Here is a 14,093-nt window from a genome sequence, read left to right as displayed (position 1 = left end):
TGGTGAAATCTCGCGCGACATCCTGCTTTCTTGCAGAACCGCGCGCAATCGGAAAACTCTGAAATCAAGACCCTGGCCGATGACTTTCAGCCTGGCAACCCGCACCCGTGCGTGAGGCCGGCAGGGGCGTATCGCCCGATGTATTGCCCGCAAACTTGCGGATCTTCTCGGCCAGCTCGGGCGTCGCCTTCTCGTAGCCGTAACAATACGGCGGCGTGGGCGCCGACTCGGGGCGGTAATCCTGCAGCACAGGCTTCGCATCGCCCAGGTACAGGTTGTCTTTCAGACGCAGAAACGCCTTGAAGTCGCGAGTGTACCCGTGATCCTCCTTGCGCCTTTCATAGGCCCCGCGATCGGAGTCGCCATTTTCCAATGCGCTGCGCGCCGGCGCAATCGGGATATAGCGACAATAATTGACATTGATGCCTTCCACGGTGGGAAAGAACTCGGGTTCCACGCATTTGCGCTGGCCATCATTGTTGAAGATGTTGCCTTCCACCAGCGCCTTGGCCTCCAGGCTGAAACTCATGCCATAGAAGTCCCAGTTCTCAAGCAGATTGTTGAACAGGTGGAAGGTGCCGAATTGCGCGCGCGGATTGCGCTGCACGGTGTTGAAGAAATAGTTGTGATGCAGCGTTACACGTGCAATCGAATCGCGCTCGTAGTTCTGGAACAGGTTCTTGGACGTGATGTTGTTCAGCAGCATCACCTTGTTCGAATTGTGAAACTTGGTCCACGAGATCGTCACGTCCGTCGAGCCGTTCTTCACGTTCAACAGGCGATCCGACATCCGCGACAGATCCATGTGGTCGACCCACACGTCGCGGCTGTCGTTGGCCACGTTCACGGCCTGCGTGATGCGGGTGAGCCGCCCGTCGATGGTCAGGTGCGTCAGGATGACGTTCTTCGCGCCATACACGCCCAGGCCATCGTCGATCAGGGCCACGCGCTTGCCGCGGCCGTCGATGGTCGTGTTGGACGGAACCCGCAACTGCGACTTCAGGACAATGGTCATGTCCGAGGCAAAGCGTATCCACGTCGGTCCCTTGCGGGCTTGCGCCAACGCCGCCCGCAACGTGCCGGGGCCGGCGTCCTGGTCCGAGGTCACTTCAATGAACTTGCCGCCCAGGCCGCCCGTCGCCTTGGCCCCATACCCTTCGCGCTGCGCCAGCAACGCCGAGACGAACGGGCAGTGTTCGTCAGGCGCCCTGCACTGTCCGGCCGCTGCCGCGGCGCCGCCATGCAGGCCGGACAGCGCCAGCAGCCCGATCATCATCGTCTTTTGAAGTCGCATCACAAATCGCTCCCTGTGGATCACGCGGACGGATCCGCGGCCGTCACGTGACGCCAGATGCCGCCGCTCAGCCGCAGGTTTTCCGGCGGGCCGGCAAGGTGCTCGCGCAGCCGCTCGAAGTACGCCTTCTGCCAGCGCTGCGCGTAGGCGTCGGCGGCTTCGCCCGGATTGGCGGCCGGCAGCATTTCCAGCGTGTAGGCCACCTGACCGTTCTCCCAGCGCGGCGCGTAGAACACGGACGGCACACCCATCCGGTGCGCCAGATGCGCCGCAAAGCCGGAATAGGTGACGTCCTGGCCTTCGAACGTCGTGCGCGGCGCGGCGGGATTGGCCGCGCCGTCGATCGCCAGGCAAAGCACGAATCCCGAGTTGATCGCGCGCATGCAGGCCTTGGCGACCTGCGCTTCGGTCTGGTCGGCCGTCGAGATCAGCGCCTCGGCGTAGCTGCTGCGGGCGATGCTGGGCGCCGACGCCAGCCAACGCGACGGGATGCCGACCAGTTCCAGGGCCATCAAGCCCGCATACATCGGCCCGACGTGGGCAGTGGCGACCACGACACCGCGGCCGGCGGCAAGCAGCGGCGCAAAGAAGCGCTCGCCGGTGTCCAGCTCACCCAGCATGGCCATCGCCTCTTCGACGCGTTCCTCGCGGCATTCGAGCCAATCGAACAGCAGATGGTCGATCATGTGTCCCCAGCGCGCGCGGCGCTCCCACGTGGCGCGGTCGATGCTGGTGTCGCCGCGCATCGACCAGGCCCAGTCCAATCGCGCCTGCGGAATGGGTGCGGTGTCGAGCTGCGCTTCCATGCGCGCCAGGGCTTCCTGAAAGGTCTCCGGCAGCCGCGCGCCGCGCTTGGCCACGTATTGCTCGAACAGCGCCTCGGCCTCGTCCTTGCGCCCGGCCTGCGACAGCGCGCCAATGGCGGACCGCTGCCACAGCAGGTTGTCAGGCGACTTGTTCAGCAGGAACATCATCTGCTCGGCCGCCGCGTCGTACTGCAAGGTGTAGCGCAGCGCGCGGGCATACAGGCCCCGCGTCTGTTCAAGATCGGGCGCCAGTTCGATGGCGCGCGCAAGCGGCGCCACGGAATCCTTGTAGCGTCCGGCGCGCAGCAGCGTTTCGCCATGCAGCGTCAGCAGCCGCACGTCCTCGGGCGCGGCCTTCAGGCCTGCTTCAAAGTGCGCCAGCGCATGCGTCTTGCGATCTTCCTCGGTGCCGCGCCGCAGATGCGCCAGCCCCAGCGACGATCGCAGCGCCGCGCAGTCGTGGCCCGCGCGCAAGGCGGCGTCGCCAAGACGAATGGCCGCGGCGTTGCGGCGGTCCGCCAGCAAAGCGCGCACCGCCATCGTGGCCACGCGCTCATTGGGCAGGTTGTCCGGGTCCAGCGCTGCCGCGATGCCCGCTGCCTCGGCCACGTCGCCGTTGCGCACGAAGGCCATCAGCCACGAATACGCATCTTCCGGCGCACTCTGGGCAAGCGCAAGGGTCGTGCGGGCGACTTCCGCCGCCTCGGGCACGCGCCCCGCCTGCACGCGCAGCTGGATGCGCGCGGCATGCAGCGACGCATTGCCGGGTTCGATACCGGCGGCGGCGTCCGCCTGCGCAATGGCCTTGTCCCACTGCTCCAGACGGGCGAGCAGACTGGCGAGCAGGCGCCTGTCGTCGGCCCGGTCGGGATACACGGCAATCAGCGTCTCCAGCGCCGCGACGGCGGGGGCCAGCTTGCCCTCCTTCACGTACGGCGACACCAGAAGGCGCCGGACCTCGCGCCAGCCATCCTTCGCCGGCCGCAGCGACGGCTCCAGCGCGGTCATATCGCGCGCCGGGTCTGCAGAGGCCCGGATCTGTCCGATGACGTCACGCAGGCGCGCCGTGGCGTCTTTCGGTTCGGCGCCGACTTGCGGCGGGCAGTTTCCAACGACCGTATCAACCATGACGCAGCCCCCTCAACAAAGCCATCGCGACGCGGGCGATGAACATGAGCACAAATCCCAGCGCCAGGGCCTGCAACAGCAGAATGCCGGTGCGCGGGCTGCTGGGGCGATCGGTCGGAACCGGCTGCGCGATGATGGACAGATACCGCTGCAGGCGCAGCGCGTCCGTCATCGCCTGCTGGTACGACTGCTGCGCCAGCGTCAGGTTGGAATCCGCAAACACCTGGGCATTGCGCAGCGCCTCGTATTCCTTCAGTTGCTTGGCTTCCGTATTGCCGTCGCCGCTCAGGCGCTGGCGCACGGAAGCAAGCCGCTTTTTCAGCGCCGCCACCTGCATCTGCGCAGGCTTGAGCATGAAATGGTCCTTGTTATCCAGCGCCCGGATCTTGTCCAGGTTGATCTGCGCGGTGCTCAGCTCGCCTTCCAGCTGGCTGGACAGGTTGAGCAGCATCGACACCGTTGCGCTGGGATCGATGTTGCCGTGCTTGGTGCGCCAGGTCGTCAGCGCATCGCGCGCCGCCAGCGCCTTTTCCTCGGCCAGCTTGACCGACTCCTCGCTTACCTTCAGCTTGTCGGCCACCCCCTTCTCGTTCATCGAGCTGACGAATTCCTCGGCCAGGCCGATCAGCGCCTTGGACAGCGTGGCCGCGTCTTCCGACGAGAACGCGCTGACGCGCAGCACATCGATCTGCTCCAGCGCGTTGAACGAGACGTGCACCGAGGCCTGATAGGCGCGGTACAGATCGTCCTCGCTGGAGTCTTCGGCCAGGCGGTTCAGCGGATCCAGTCCGTCGTTCATCAGGTAACGCCGCAGGCCGACCTTGCGGTCAAGCTGCTGCATGCTGTCGCGCGATTTCAGGAAGTCCGCGACGGCCCATCCGTCCACGAAGCCGCCCAGCATGCCGCCGGAGTTGCCCGTGGTCAGCAGGCTGGCCGCCGCGCCCCCGCCGCCCTGCTGGTTGGACGCCGACTGCACGAAAAAGCGCGACTCGGCCTCGTAGCGCGGCGTGGCGACGAAGGACAGGTAGATCAGCGCCAGCACCACCGGCACCAGGACGATCAGCGCGTTGACCCAGCGATGGCGCTGGCGCTCGCGCAGCGCCGACTGCCGCTCGCGGCGGCGGCGTTCGATCTCGGATCCGCCCTCAGAAGCCGAGCTGGCCTTCGTCGAAGCCGCCTCCGAGGACGTCGTCGCCTGTGCCGGAGTCGCTCCGAGATCGTCGCGGGGGATACCTGCGGAGGCACTGGTCGAGGTCGTCGTCGATGCTGAGCGCGCTTCGTTCATAGATCAAGCCTTTGAAGCAATAATCCGCCAACTGATTCTGGCGATAACTGGAAAAAATGAGTGTCCGGCCCACCAGCCGCTCTTCGAACAGAGCCAGCCAGAGCCGGGTGAAACGGCAAGGCTCGAAGGGAATGCTTCCTTCGATCACGTAGACATCGAACGCGGGCGCCAGCGCCAGCGCGAACGAGAACTCCTGCCGCACGTAGAGCGGCCAATGCTCCATGGGCTTGGCCAGCATCTTGGGATCGCTGATCAGGTCCGCGACCAGTTCGTACGTCGCGTCGGGATCGATCTCGTACATCTCGCTGACGAAATCGATCATGGCAAGGCCGCTGGCCTTGCCGCGGATAAAGCCCTGGCGGCCAATCGCCCAGGAGACGTTGCCGTCGTGCTTGACGAAACCCTGCCGCGGCGGCCGCAGGCAGCACAGCACGTCCACCAGCTGGCGGTGCATTTCCGGCGCGGGCGACAGCAAGGCATACCGCCCGGCCGGAATGTCGAGCGTGGCGTTGGCCAGCAGCGGCAGCCTGCTGCCGAAGGCATAGGGTTCGTCGGTTACGCCATTGAGATGGATCATTGGTCATCCTCACATCGGCTGGACATTGGGACGGGCAAGGCGCTCGGCCACCAGGGCGATCACCATCATGAACACCAGCGAGGTCAGGAAATAACCCAGGCTGGCGTCGTGCGATTCGTACGCCTGGAAGTACGCCGAGCGCAGCAACTGCATGCCGTGCGCCAGTGGCGACCACAGCAACCACGGCCGCAATTGCTCCGGAAACTGCTCCGACACGAAAAACACGGCCGCGAAGATCTGGAGAAAGCGCTCGATGATCGGCGCCAGCCGCAGGAAAAAATGCCAGAACGTCGCGATCGATCCGAACAGCACGCCCATCGCCGCGCCCGCCACGCCCATCAGCACGACGAACAGGATGAAGCCGGCCCAGCTCTTGGGCAGCGTGATGAGCCCGATCGCATGGCCCGCGGTGATCAGCACCCCGAACACCACGAGATACACCGATACATAGATCATGGCCTGCACTAGCGCGCACATCAGCGGGGTGACGCCCTGGAAGTTCAACAGCCCGCGCGCCGAGACATAGGCCGTGCTGCTGCGGAACGCGATCTGGCGGAACATGATCCAGGTCGTCGCGCCCAGCAGCGAGAACGTCTGCACGTCCATGCCCAGGATGTAGTGCGTGCCCATCAGGATGTACAGCGACGAAATCAGGGTCAGCAGCACCACCGGGCCCACCAGCGCCCACACCAGCGCAATGCGGCTCTCGCCGTGCATCACGCGCAGCTGATAGATGAACATCGCCATCAGCGTGCGGCCGATCGGCCGGTGGCCGGCCGTATCGTCCGAATGCCCTTCATGCAGGGTGCGCAGCCGGTCGCGCAGGATGGCCAGGTCGCCCGCCTCGCTTTGCGGGACCTCGATCTCCAGCGCGATGTCGTTGCGCGACGCATGGCGCCGCGCTTCGCGTGCTTCGTCCTGCTTGCGCCGCTCCACGCGCCGCGCATGCGCGGCGGCCAGCCGCTCGTCCTCGGCGATCAGCTTGGCCGGCATGTAGCCCAGCGCGAAGACGTCCTCGCCCGCGCGGATGTCCTGCTCCAGGAGGCGCACGATGATGCGCAGGCGCCGCCGCGAAAAATCGGCCAGGGACTCGTCGACCGCGCTGCGTGCGATCTCGGCATCCAGCTCCGCCTGCACGGCCTCGTACACCGCCCGCCGCGCCGCCACGGAGTCGTGCGGCTCGCCCTGCAGGCGGGCCAATAGCGGCTTGAACAGCACGGCCGGCGGGGCCTTGGCCTCGAACAGCGCGGCCGGGTCCAGCCGCCAGTTGGCGACGCCAGACCCTACCGTGTAGTTGCTTTCCTTGCGGCGCGAGCGCCAGCCCTTGATCCGATCCTCGTTACTCATGGACGCTCATGGACGCGCTATTGGGCTACGCCGGTCGAACCGCCGCCCGAATCGCTGTCGATGGCTCGCGTGGCGCTGAAGCCGGCGCTCATCGTGACGCGGAAGGCCGACAACACCTTCTGCACCTGCGTGAACGGCGCGTCCGAGATATAGATCGCCTGTCCTTCATGCACCGTGAACTCGCGCGCCAGCGCCACCTGCTCCGGCCGCGTAAGGTCGAATTGGTACACGACGGGCAGCAAGTCCGGCTTGCCTTCGGCCCCCGCCCTCGCGGGCGTGAACAGGAACACCGAGCGCGGGTCGGCCAGCTTGTCGTCCAGGCCGCGCGAATCGGCCAGCGCGTCCAGCACGCTGTAGTTGCGCTTGCTGATCTCGACCCGGCCCTGCTGGCCGGCCGCGCCCAGCACGGTCAGGAATTCCTTGGCATCGTAGGCGGTGATGACATCGCCCGAGCGCAGAAGAATGTCGTTGTTCTGATTGCGGTAGATGTCCGCCAGCCGCACCGAGGCAACCTGATTGTCGCGGCGCAGGCTGATGATGAGCTGCTCGGGATTGGTCTGCACCGGCGCGGCCTGCGCCAGCGCGCTGCTCAGGCGCTGGGCGGTCTGCGTGATGGGGTACATGCCGGGCTTGGTCAGGTTGCCCTGCACCGTCACCATCTGGCCGCGTGCATCGGCCGCGCGCGTGACGCTGACGTCCGCGCCGACCACGAGCTTGCTCAGGCGCGCCACGATGGCGTCATGCAATTGGCCAAGCGTCATGCCCTCGGCGCGGAACTTGCCGATGATCGGGAACGAGACATGGCCCGAACGATCGATCTCCTGGTTGCCCAGGTCGCTGACGCCGGAGGGGTCCGTGGCAAACACGCCCAGCCCGCCGCGCTCCCAGACGCGCACGTTGATGCCGTCGCCCGGCACCAGCTTGTCGAATCCGGCTTGCGTCAGATCGCGGTAGCGAACAGGGAAATCGGCCACGTCGGGCACCCTGCTCTTTTGCGCCAGTTCACGCGACACGGGCATCACGATGACGTCCTTGTCATCGTGAGCGCCGGTCATTTCGCTGAGCATCGGGCCGGACCGTGGGAGCTGGCAACCCGAGAGTGTCAGCGCTGCCAGAAGCAGCAGGGCAAGGGTCGCGTGTCGCCGCGATCCCAGGGCCGGGACGTTCATTTGCATAAGATCCTTCAGCGTCAACAACTTGAAAAAGAACAACTGCCGATTACGCCAGCATGCGGCGCTGCGGCGCCACGTCGATGCGCTCGTCGTTCTGGGACTCGGTCATGGCGGGCATGCAGATGCTCATGAATTTGGTCAGCATCGCATCCAGCGAGAACAGCTTCTGCGCCCGCTGGCGGCTGTGTGCCCGCAGGTCCGCATTGCTGCGCACCTGATCCACCATGTTCAAGACCTTCTTGTACGCCTCGTGCATGTCGGGGTGATCGACGTCGCTGAGCAGGTGGCCCGTTTCGTCCTCGACGAAACACTCCTCTGCCCCGCCCGCCGGCGTGGAAATCACCGGCACGCCCAGCAGCTGCGCCTCGATCAGGACGTTGGGCAGGCCTTCATAGCGCGACAGCAGCACGCTGGCGTCCATCTTCGAATACCAGAACCCCACGTGGTTCGACAGGCCCACCAGCAGCAACCGGTCCAGGACATCGTGTTCCTGCGCCAGCGCTTCGATGTTCTCGCGCAGGCGCCCGTCGCCCACCAGGAAAAAGCGCGCCTGCGGCCGCTCCTTCAGGTAAAGCGCCGCCAGCTTGATAAAGAGCTGCGGACGCTTGTCGGGTTCCAGGCGGAACACGCCGCCAATCGTTTCCGTGGCGTCCTGGGTGCGGGCCTCGAAGGCTTCCCACTTTTCCTTGTCGGCGTCCGACGCATCGGTCGCCAGGTCGGGCACGCCGTTGTACAGGATGTGAAAGCGCTCGAGCGGCAGGTCCAGCCACTCGGCATACGCCTCCGCGGCCTTGCGGCTGTTGCTGACGAACACCACGCCGGGCACCTGCGCCAACGCCTGGTACAGCTCGGGATACTCTTCGCGGAACCGGTCCTTGCGGATGTTCGGCGGCAGGCCGCGAAACACCAGGTGGATGGTCGGCGTGCCGGCCAGAAGCGCGGCCAGGGCGCCGAACAGGCACGTGCCGTCCTGCCACAGGCTCACCACGTCGAACCGGTTCGCGCGCAGCACCGGCGCCAGCCGCGTCACGCCATAGTGCACGGGCGGCGGCAGCTGCTCCAGCAGGCGGCCCAGGCTGCCTTCGGGCAGGGCCTGGTGCGCCACCGAGATCGCCGGCAGGCGGTTGATCTCCGTGACGGGAATCTGCGCCTTGATGAGCACCGGCAGGAAGAAATCATCCTGCTTCTTGGACACGCCGGACGGTTCGGTGTGCTGCTTGACCAGCACCTCGACCTTCTTGGGGCGCATGAGGATGTCGGGCGGCTGCTGTTCCGGCGAGGCGGCCAGACGGGTCAGTTCGCCGGCCAGGCGGGTCAACTGGCGCTCGGCCCCGCCCGGTCCCAGGCTGCCGGTGACCAGCGCCACGGACACGGCCTTTTCCGGCGTGTTCTCGGCAAGCTTGCGATGGCGGAAATGCAGGATCGCGTGCTTCATCGAAATGATGCGCACGTCCTTGCCGGCCAAGGCCTCTTCGGACTCGAAACGCTGATAGAACGCATAGTCGCTGGCCAGCCCTTCGGCCAGCTCGGCCGCCTTGCTGCCTGGCGTCAGGTGCTTGGCCACCGGCGCGATCGCCTCCCAGGCGTCCGCCAGAAGCCCGCGCTTGCGCAGGCGCTTGGCGAACTCCACGCGCATGTTGCGATCCGTGTGCTGCGAGATCAGGCTGCGGAACAGCGCGTCGGACTGCTCGTGCGCGCGGATGTCGCTCAGCAGCTTGGCCCGCGCGAACAGGCGGTCCGGATTCGTCGTGGACGCGGGCAGGTGGCGGTCGACCAGCGCCATGGCGTCGTCCAGGTGCCGCTCCTTCACCAGCCGCGTCGCGCAATAGCGCACGATCTGCAGGTCATCCGGGCATTCCTCGAGCAGCGTCGTCCACTGCTCGGCCATGCCTTCGTTCAGGCCCGCCGATTCCTGCAGGCGAAGCAGCAGGAACCGGACCTTCGAGTCTTGCATGTGGCCGCGGGCAAGCTCCTTGGCCCGCGCCAGGTTTTCCTGAGCGACTTGAACCCGCACCGATGCCGCAACGATTTCCTCCAACTGCGCTTGAACTTGCTGAAGTTCGGACTTGGCGTCCGCTCGCTCGGTAATCAGTGGCGGATTCATGCTGCCTTTCTCCGGTTGATCTTTTCGATCCACGCGAGGCAGCGCTCGATGTAACTGTCGTATTGCGCCGGGTTCTCGGAACGCTCCTGCAGCGTCTTCCAGTACGGCAGGGCCTGTTCGAACCGGTGCAGACGCATCGCGCCCACCGCGGCCAGACGCAGGCCGATGGGATCGTCAGGCACGAGCGAGACGATACGTTCGCCCAGCGCCAGGCGTTCGGTCGTGCTGGACGAATCCAGGGCGCGCGCCTCGGCGTACAGATAGGCCAGGATGCGGCGCTTCTCGTGATCGACCTCCGGCATGCCGGGCCACGACTGGGCCACGCGATCCAGCAGCTTCCATGCGCCCTGATGATCGCCATTCGACAGAAGCTCGCGGGCGCCGCGGATGGCGCGCGGTCCCAACCGGCCCAACTGGCGCTCGGCTTCGTCCTTGGCGCTCTGGTCGGCGCCCGGATGGGCAAGCACGTCCTTGTAGGCGTCGATGGCTTCACCGAACCAGCCGCCATTGAAGGCCACGCGGGCAAAGTGCAGCTTCGTGCTGAACGGGGCGGACTCGCCGGCGGCGGCAACTTCCAGATGGCGCATGGCCGTCTTCTTGTCGCCCAGCGCGTCGGCGGCGCGGCCACGCATGGCGTGCAGCTCGGGGAAGTCCACGTTCGTGTCGATGGCCAGGTTGGTCAGGTCGATCACTTCCTTGTGGTTGCCCGCCACCAGCGCGGCCCGCGCGCCGAGGCGCATGGCGCGTTCGAATGCACGCTGCGCCCGTGCGCCGGTCAGCGCGTCGGGGTTGAGCAGACGGTGCGCGCAGATGCGTTCGGCCGCATCACGCAGGCGTCCTTCCTCCAGCGCGCGGTTGCCTTCTTCGGCCCACGTTGCCGATTGCGCCTGCAACCAGCCGCTGATGTCTTCCTGCTCGCTCTTGGCCAGGTTGCACGAGGCCGCCAGCGTCGCCGCGGCCACGATGCAACCGCGCCACGAGGCTTCCTTGACCAATTCCAGCGCGTCGCCCTCTTCCAGCTTGGGCTGCTCGTTCGCCAGATCGCGCAGCGCGTCGCGGTCGCCGGCCAGCAGCCGGTCGCGCCACAGGACCGCGAAGCCGCGACCGTAGCCGGGATTGGCCGCGCGGACTTCCTGGACCCAGCGAATCGCCGCTTCCATGTCGCCGCCCGTCTGCAACAGCGACAGCACGGTGTCGGCCGCTTCCAGCGACATGGCGTCGCCCGGCGCGCAGATGCGGAACAGCTGCTTCCAGTTGCCCAGGCTTTCGTCGACATAGCCCAGGTGGCCCGCGGACACCGCCGCGATGCGCACGATTTCCGGCGTTTCGATTTCGTCGCCCAGCAGGCCGGCTGCCAGCGAGTACGCCACGTCGTAGCGGCCCAGCTTGAACTGGTTACGCATCAGGATCTGCTCGGCCTTGCTGCCCGAGGCCAGGGTGCCGTCGGCGCTGGTCAGGAGCGCCAGCGAACCTTCGTAGTCGCCCAGCTCTTCCTGGATGCGCGCAAACAGCACCACGTGATCCGGCAGGCCCGGGTAGCGACGCAGCACGTCGCGCACACGGCGCGAGGCTTCGCGCAGTTCGCCCGAGTCCCATAGCTTCTCGATGCGCTCGACGCTTTCCTCGGCGCCCAGCTTGGGCACGGCGGTCTGCGGGGTCGAGGAGCTCATGCGCGGCCGGATGAAATTCTTGAACCAGTCCGTATACAGGCGCTCGGCGAAGACCGGCGTGTAGTGGGTCAGGTCCAGCCCGCCGTCTTCCATCGCCTCGGCCTGGCCGATCTTGTTCATGAGCGGCGTCGGGTCGTAGCACGGCACCCCGATACGCTGCGCGGCGGCGGTAATGGCGGCGATCAGCTGCTGGCGCTGTTCGATCGGCACGTTGTCCGGCGTGAGCGCGTTCACGTGGGTGACGAACACGATCTTGTCGCGGCCCAGCAGCTCGACGAGCTGGCGCATCTCCTGCTCGATCTCCTCGTCCGTCTGGTCACGCTTGACGATGCGGGCGAGCAGGTCGCGGTCTTCCGCGCTCAGGCTCTTGAAGACCGGGTCCTGATCGAGCTGCGCGCGACGTTCGGCCAGGCGGTCGGTGGCGGCCATGGACCAGAAGGCGCGGGTGCGCGTGCGGTCGGCGAAGAACTCGCTGAAATAGCGGCCCAGGTAATTGGACTGGATGGGATGGCCGTCAATGGTCAGCAGCTTGCGCGAGGACAGCTCGACCATGTACAGGTCGGCCGGCTTGTGCGTGCCGCGGCGAGCCTGCTCGCCATTGGACGGACGGAAGATCAGGCGCTGCACGTCGGCGGGGATGTCGCTTTGGCCGAACATGAAACGGGCCTGCTGGAGCGCTTCGGCGGCCGTGTGCACGAAACCGTAGTTGCGGCCGAGTTGAAGCTTGATCGGGTAGCGGCCCACGGCATCGCGCAGCGGCGTATGGATGCGGCAGGTTCCGATCGGAGCGATAGTAAAAGCAGTCATTCAGGGTCTCTCCTGTAGGTATGGATTACGCGCCTGAACTACAGAGTCCAGTACAAGAGGTCGGCCGGCAGCCGTTTGGGGTCCAGGACGGACTTCAAGTCGCACACCATGCCGCCGCTCTTGACGAGCTGCGGCAGGTCTTCCCAGATGGTTTCCATGGTTTCGCGGTGCGGCACCGCCAGGATCAGCACGTCCATGTCGCGGAACTGGTCGCGGCCGACGAGCTTGATGCCATATTCGTGGTCCATCTGCTCCGGATCGACCATGGGGTCGCACGCCACCGGCGTGATGCCGTACTGGCCGAGCGCGTTGTAAAGATCGACGACCTTCGAGTTGCGGATGTCGGGCACGTTTTCCTTGAACGTCATGCCCAGGATGCCGACGCGGGTGGAGGCGTTCAGGCGGCCGTTGCGCGCCAGCTGCTGCACCAGGCGCGAAGCCACATGCGCGGCCATGCCGTCGTTGATGCGGCGGCCGGACAGGATGACTTCGGGGTGGTAGCCCAGTTCCTGGGCCTTGGACGTCAGGTAGTAGGGATCCACGCCGATGCAGTGACCGCCCACCAGGCCGGGGGTGAACTTCAGGAAGTTCCACTTGGTGCCGGCCGCGGCCAGGACTTCCGACGTACGGATGCCGACCAGGCCGCAGATCTTGGACATCTCGTTCATGAGCGCGATGTTGATGTCGCGCTGCGTGTTCTCCAGCACCTTGGCCGCTTCGGCCACCTTGATGGAGGACGCGCGGTGCACGCCGGCATCGATGATCTGCTCGTACACGCCGGCAATGACTTCCAGCGATTGCTCGTCCTGGCCGGAAACGATCTTCACTATCTTCTCAAGCGGATGCTCGCGGTCGCCCGGGTTGATGCGCTCGGGGCTGTAGCCCAGCTTGAAGTCGACGCCGCAGCGCAGGCCAGACGCCTTTTCCAGTTCGGGACCGCAGATTTCCTCGGTGGCGCCGGGGTGAACGGTCGATTCGAAGACCACGATGCAGCCCGGACGAAGCACGGGGCCAAGCGATTGGCACGCGCGGACCAGCAGGGAAAAGTCGGGGTTGTTCTTCTCGTCGACGGGCGTCGGGACGGCGACCACGAAAAAGTCGCAGCCTTCCAGTTCGGACAACTGGTCGGTGAACTGCATGGGGGAGGCAAGCAATACGTCGCGTTCGATCTCGCCGGTCCAGTCATCACCCTCTTTCAGCCGTGCGATTCTCCGCTTGTCCACGTCAAAACCGATGACATCAAAGCGCCTGGAAAATGCCACTGCCACGGGCAGGCCAACATATCCAAGGCCACACACTGCGATTCTCTTTACCACGGGGGACCTCACTGTTTTCGTCGTGTCGCAGACACTAGAAATCGACGCCCCAAAGCGAGTAAATCGACATAAGGCCGAAATACTGTTGCCGTATAGGGGCGGACGTATCGCTAAAAATGAATTTGGCTCGGTACCCCGTAACGGACTGGGTAGCGAGCCTGGGCATCGTAGAGGGGTCAAACAGCAAACTTTTTTCTAAATATTTTTATTGCTGCGGAAATAAATCAGGACAACCCATAATAAACCCGGGAAATCCCTAGAAAAATTACATTCATTACACAAACCGCAACATCGAATTTGCGAGCAATGTAATCAAATATGAAAAGACGTTTTTCTTGGTCCGTTTTAACGAAACTGAAAAATCATTATCCAGATCGGCTGCTTATTAGGTTATTGCGTGAGGCAATATAAAAATCCGCACCAAACTGGGGATCAGCACGCACCCCTGCCAGCACGAGACATGCCTGGGTTTTCATCGCCCGGTAATAAATGGCCAGGAAATGGCCAGGCCTTGGATAATTCGGCAGGCGATTCGGAAAATCTCGCCATACAAGGTGTCTGACACCCAAGCGAAATGACTTCGGGCT

Annotated in this window: 9 protein-coding genes; all 9 read right to left on the bottom strand. The window is 65.1% G+C overall.

Annotated features, from left to right (window positions below; all coding sequences use genetic code 11):
- Positions 1–64: 64 nt before the first annotated feature.
- Positions 65–1,294: a polysaccharide lyase family 1 protein gene (locus FBY20_RS12990; RefSeq protein ID WP_142055925.1), complete on the bottom strand. Its 1,230-nt coding sequence runs from the start codon at positions 1,292–1,294 to the stop codon at positions 65–67.
- A gap of 20 nt (positions 1,295–1,314) precedes the next feature.
- Positions 1,315–3,228 carry a tetratricopeptide repeat protein gene (locus FBY20_RS12985; protein WP_142052505.1) on the bottom strand — a complete coding sequence of 638 codons (1,914 nt, stop codon included), beginning with the start codon at positions 3,226–3,228 and terminating at the stop codon, positions 1,315–1,317.
- Positions 3,221–4,252, bottom strand: coding sequence for a sugar ABC transporter (locus FBY20_RS12980; protein WP_158216737.1), 1,032 nt, complete (start codon positions 4,250–4,252; stop codon positions 3,221–3,223). Before FBY20_RS12980 ends, FBY20_RS12985 begins: the two co-directional genes overlap by 8 nt.
- Positions 4,253–4,373: 121 nt before the next feature.
- Positions 4,374–5,090, bottom strand: a complete 717-nt coding sequence (locus tag FBY20_RS12975) for a hypothetical protein (protein ID WP_056319973.1) — start codon at positions 5,088–5,090, stop codon at positions 4,374–4,376.
- A 9-nt stretch (positions 5,091–5,099) separates the two neighbouring features.
- Positions 5,100–6,437, bottom strand: coding sequence for an ABC transporter permease (locus tag FBY20_RS12970; protein ID WP_056319977.1), 1,338 nt, complete (start codon positions 6,435–6,437; stop codon positions 5,100–5,102).
- Between the two features lie 17 nt (positions 6,438–6,454).
- Positions 6,455–7,612 (bottom strand): polysaccharide biosynthesis/export family protein, encoded by a 1,158-nt coding sequence (locus tag FBY20_RS12965; RefSeq protein ID WP_056320018.1) that lies wholly within the window; start codon positions 7,610–7,612, stop codon positions 6,455–6,457.
- 43 nt (positions 7,613–7,655) lie between these two features.
- The gene (locus FBY20_RS12960; protein WP_056319979.1) at positions 7,656–9,713 is read right to left on the bottom strand and encodes a glycosyltransferase; all 2,058 of its coding nucleotides are present in this window, start codon (positions 9,711–9,713) and stop codon (positions 7,656–7,658) included.
- Positions 9,710–12,190, bottom strand: a complete 2,481-nt coding sequence (locus FBY20_RS12955) for a hypothetical protein (RefSeq protein WP_142052502.1) — start codon at positions 12,188–12,190, stop codon at positions 9,710–9,712. The genes FBY20_RS12960 and FBY20_RS12955 overlap by 4 nt, the downstream gene beginning before the upstream one ends.
- 38 nt (positions 12,191–12,228) lie before the next feature.
- Complete coding sequence (locus tag FBY20_RS12950; protein ID WP_142052498.1) at positions 12,229–13,488, bottom strand: nucleotide sugar dehydrogenase; 1,260 nt, start codon at positions 13,486–13,488, stop codon at positions 12,229–12,231.
- Positions 13,489–14,093: the final 605 nt, after the last annotated feature.

This window comes from Achromobacter sp. SLBN-14 (assembly GCF_006715415.1).
Classification (GTDB): domain Bacteria; phylum Pseudomonadota; class Gammaproteobacteria; order Burkholderiales; family Burkholderiaceae_B; genus Achromobacter; species Achromobacter mucicolens.
Note: the sequence above shows the minus strand (reverse complement) of the source record. Positions and strands in the feature narration are given on the sequence as shown.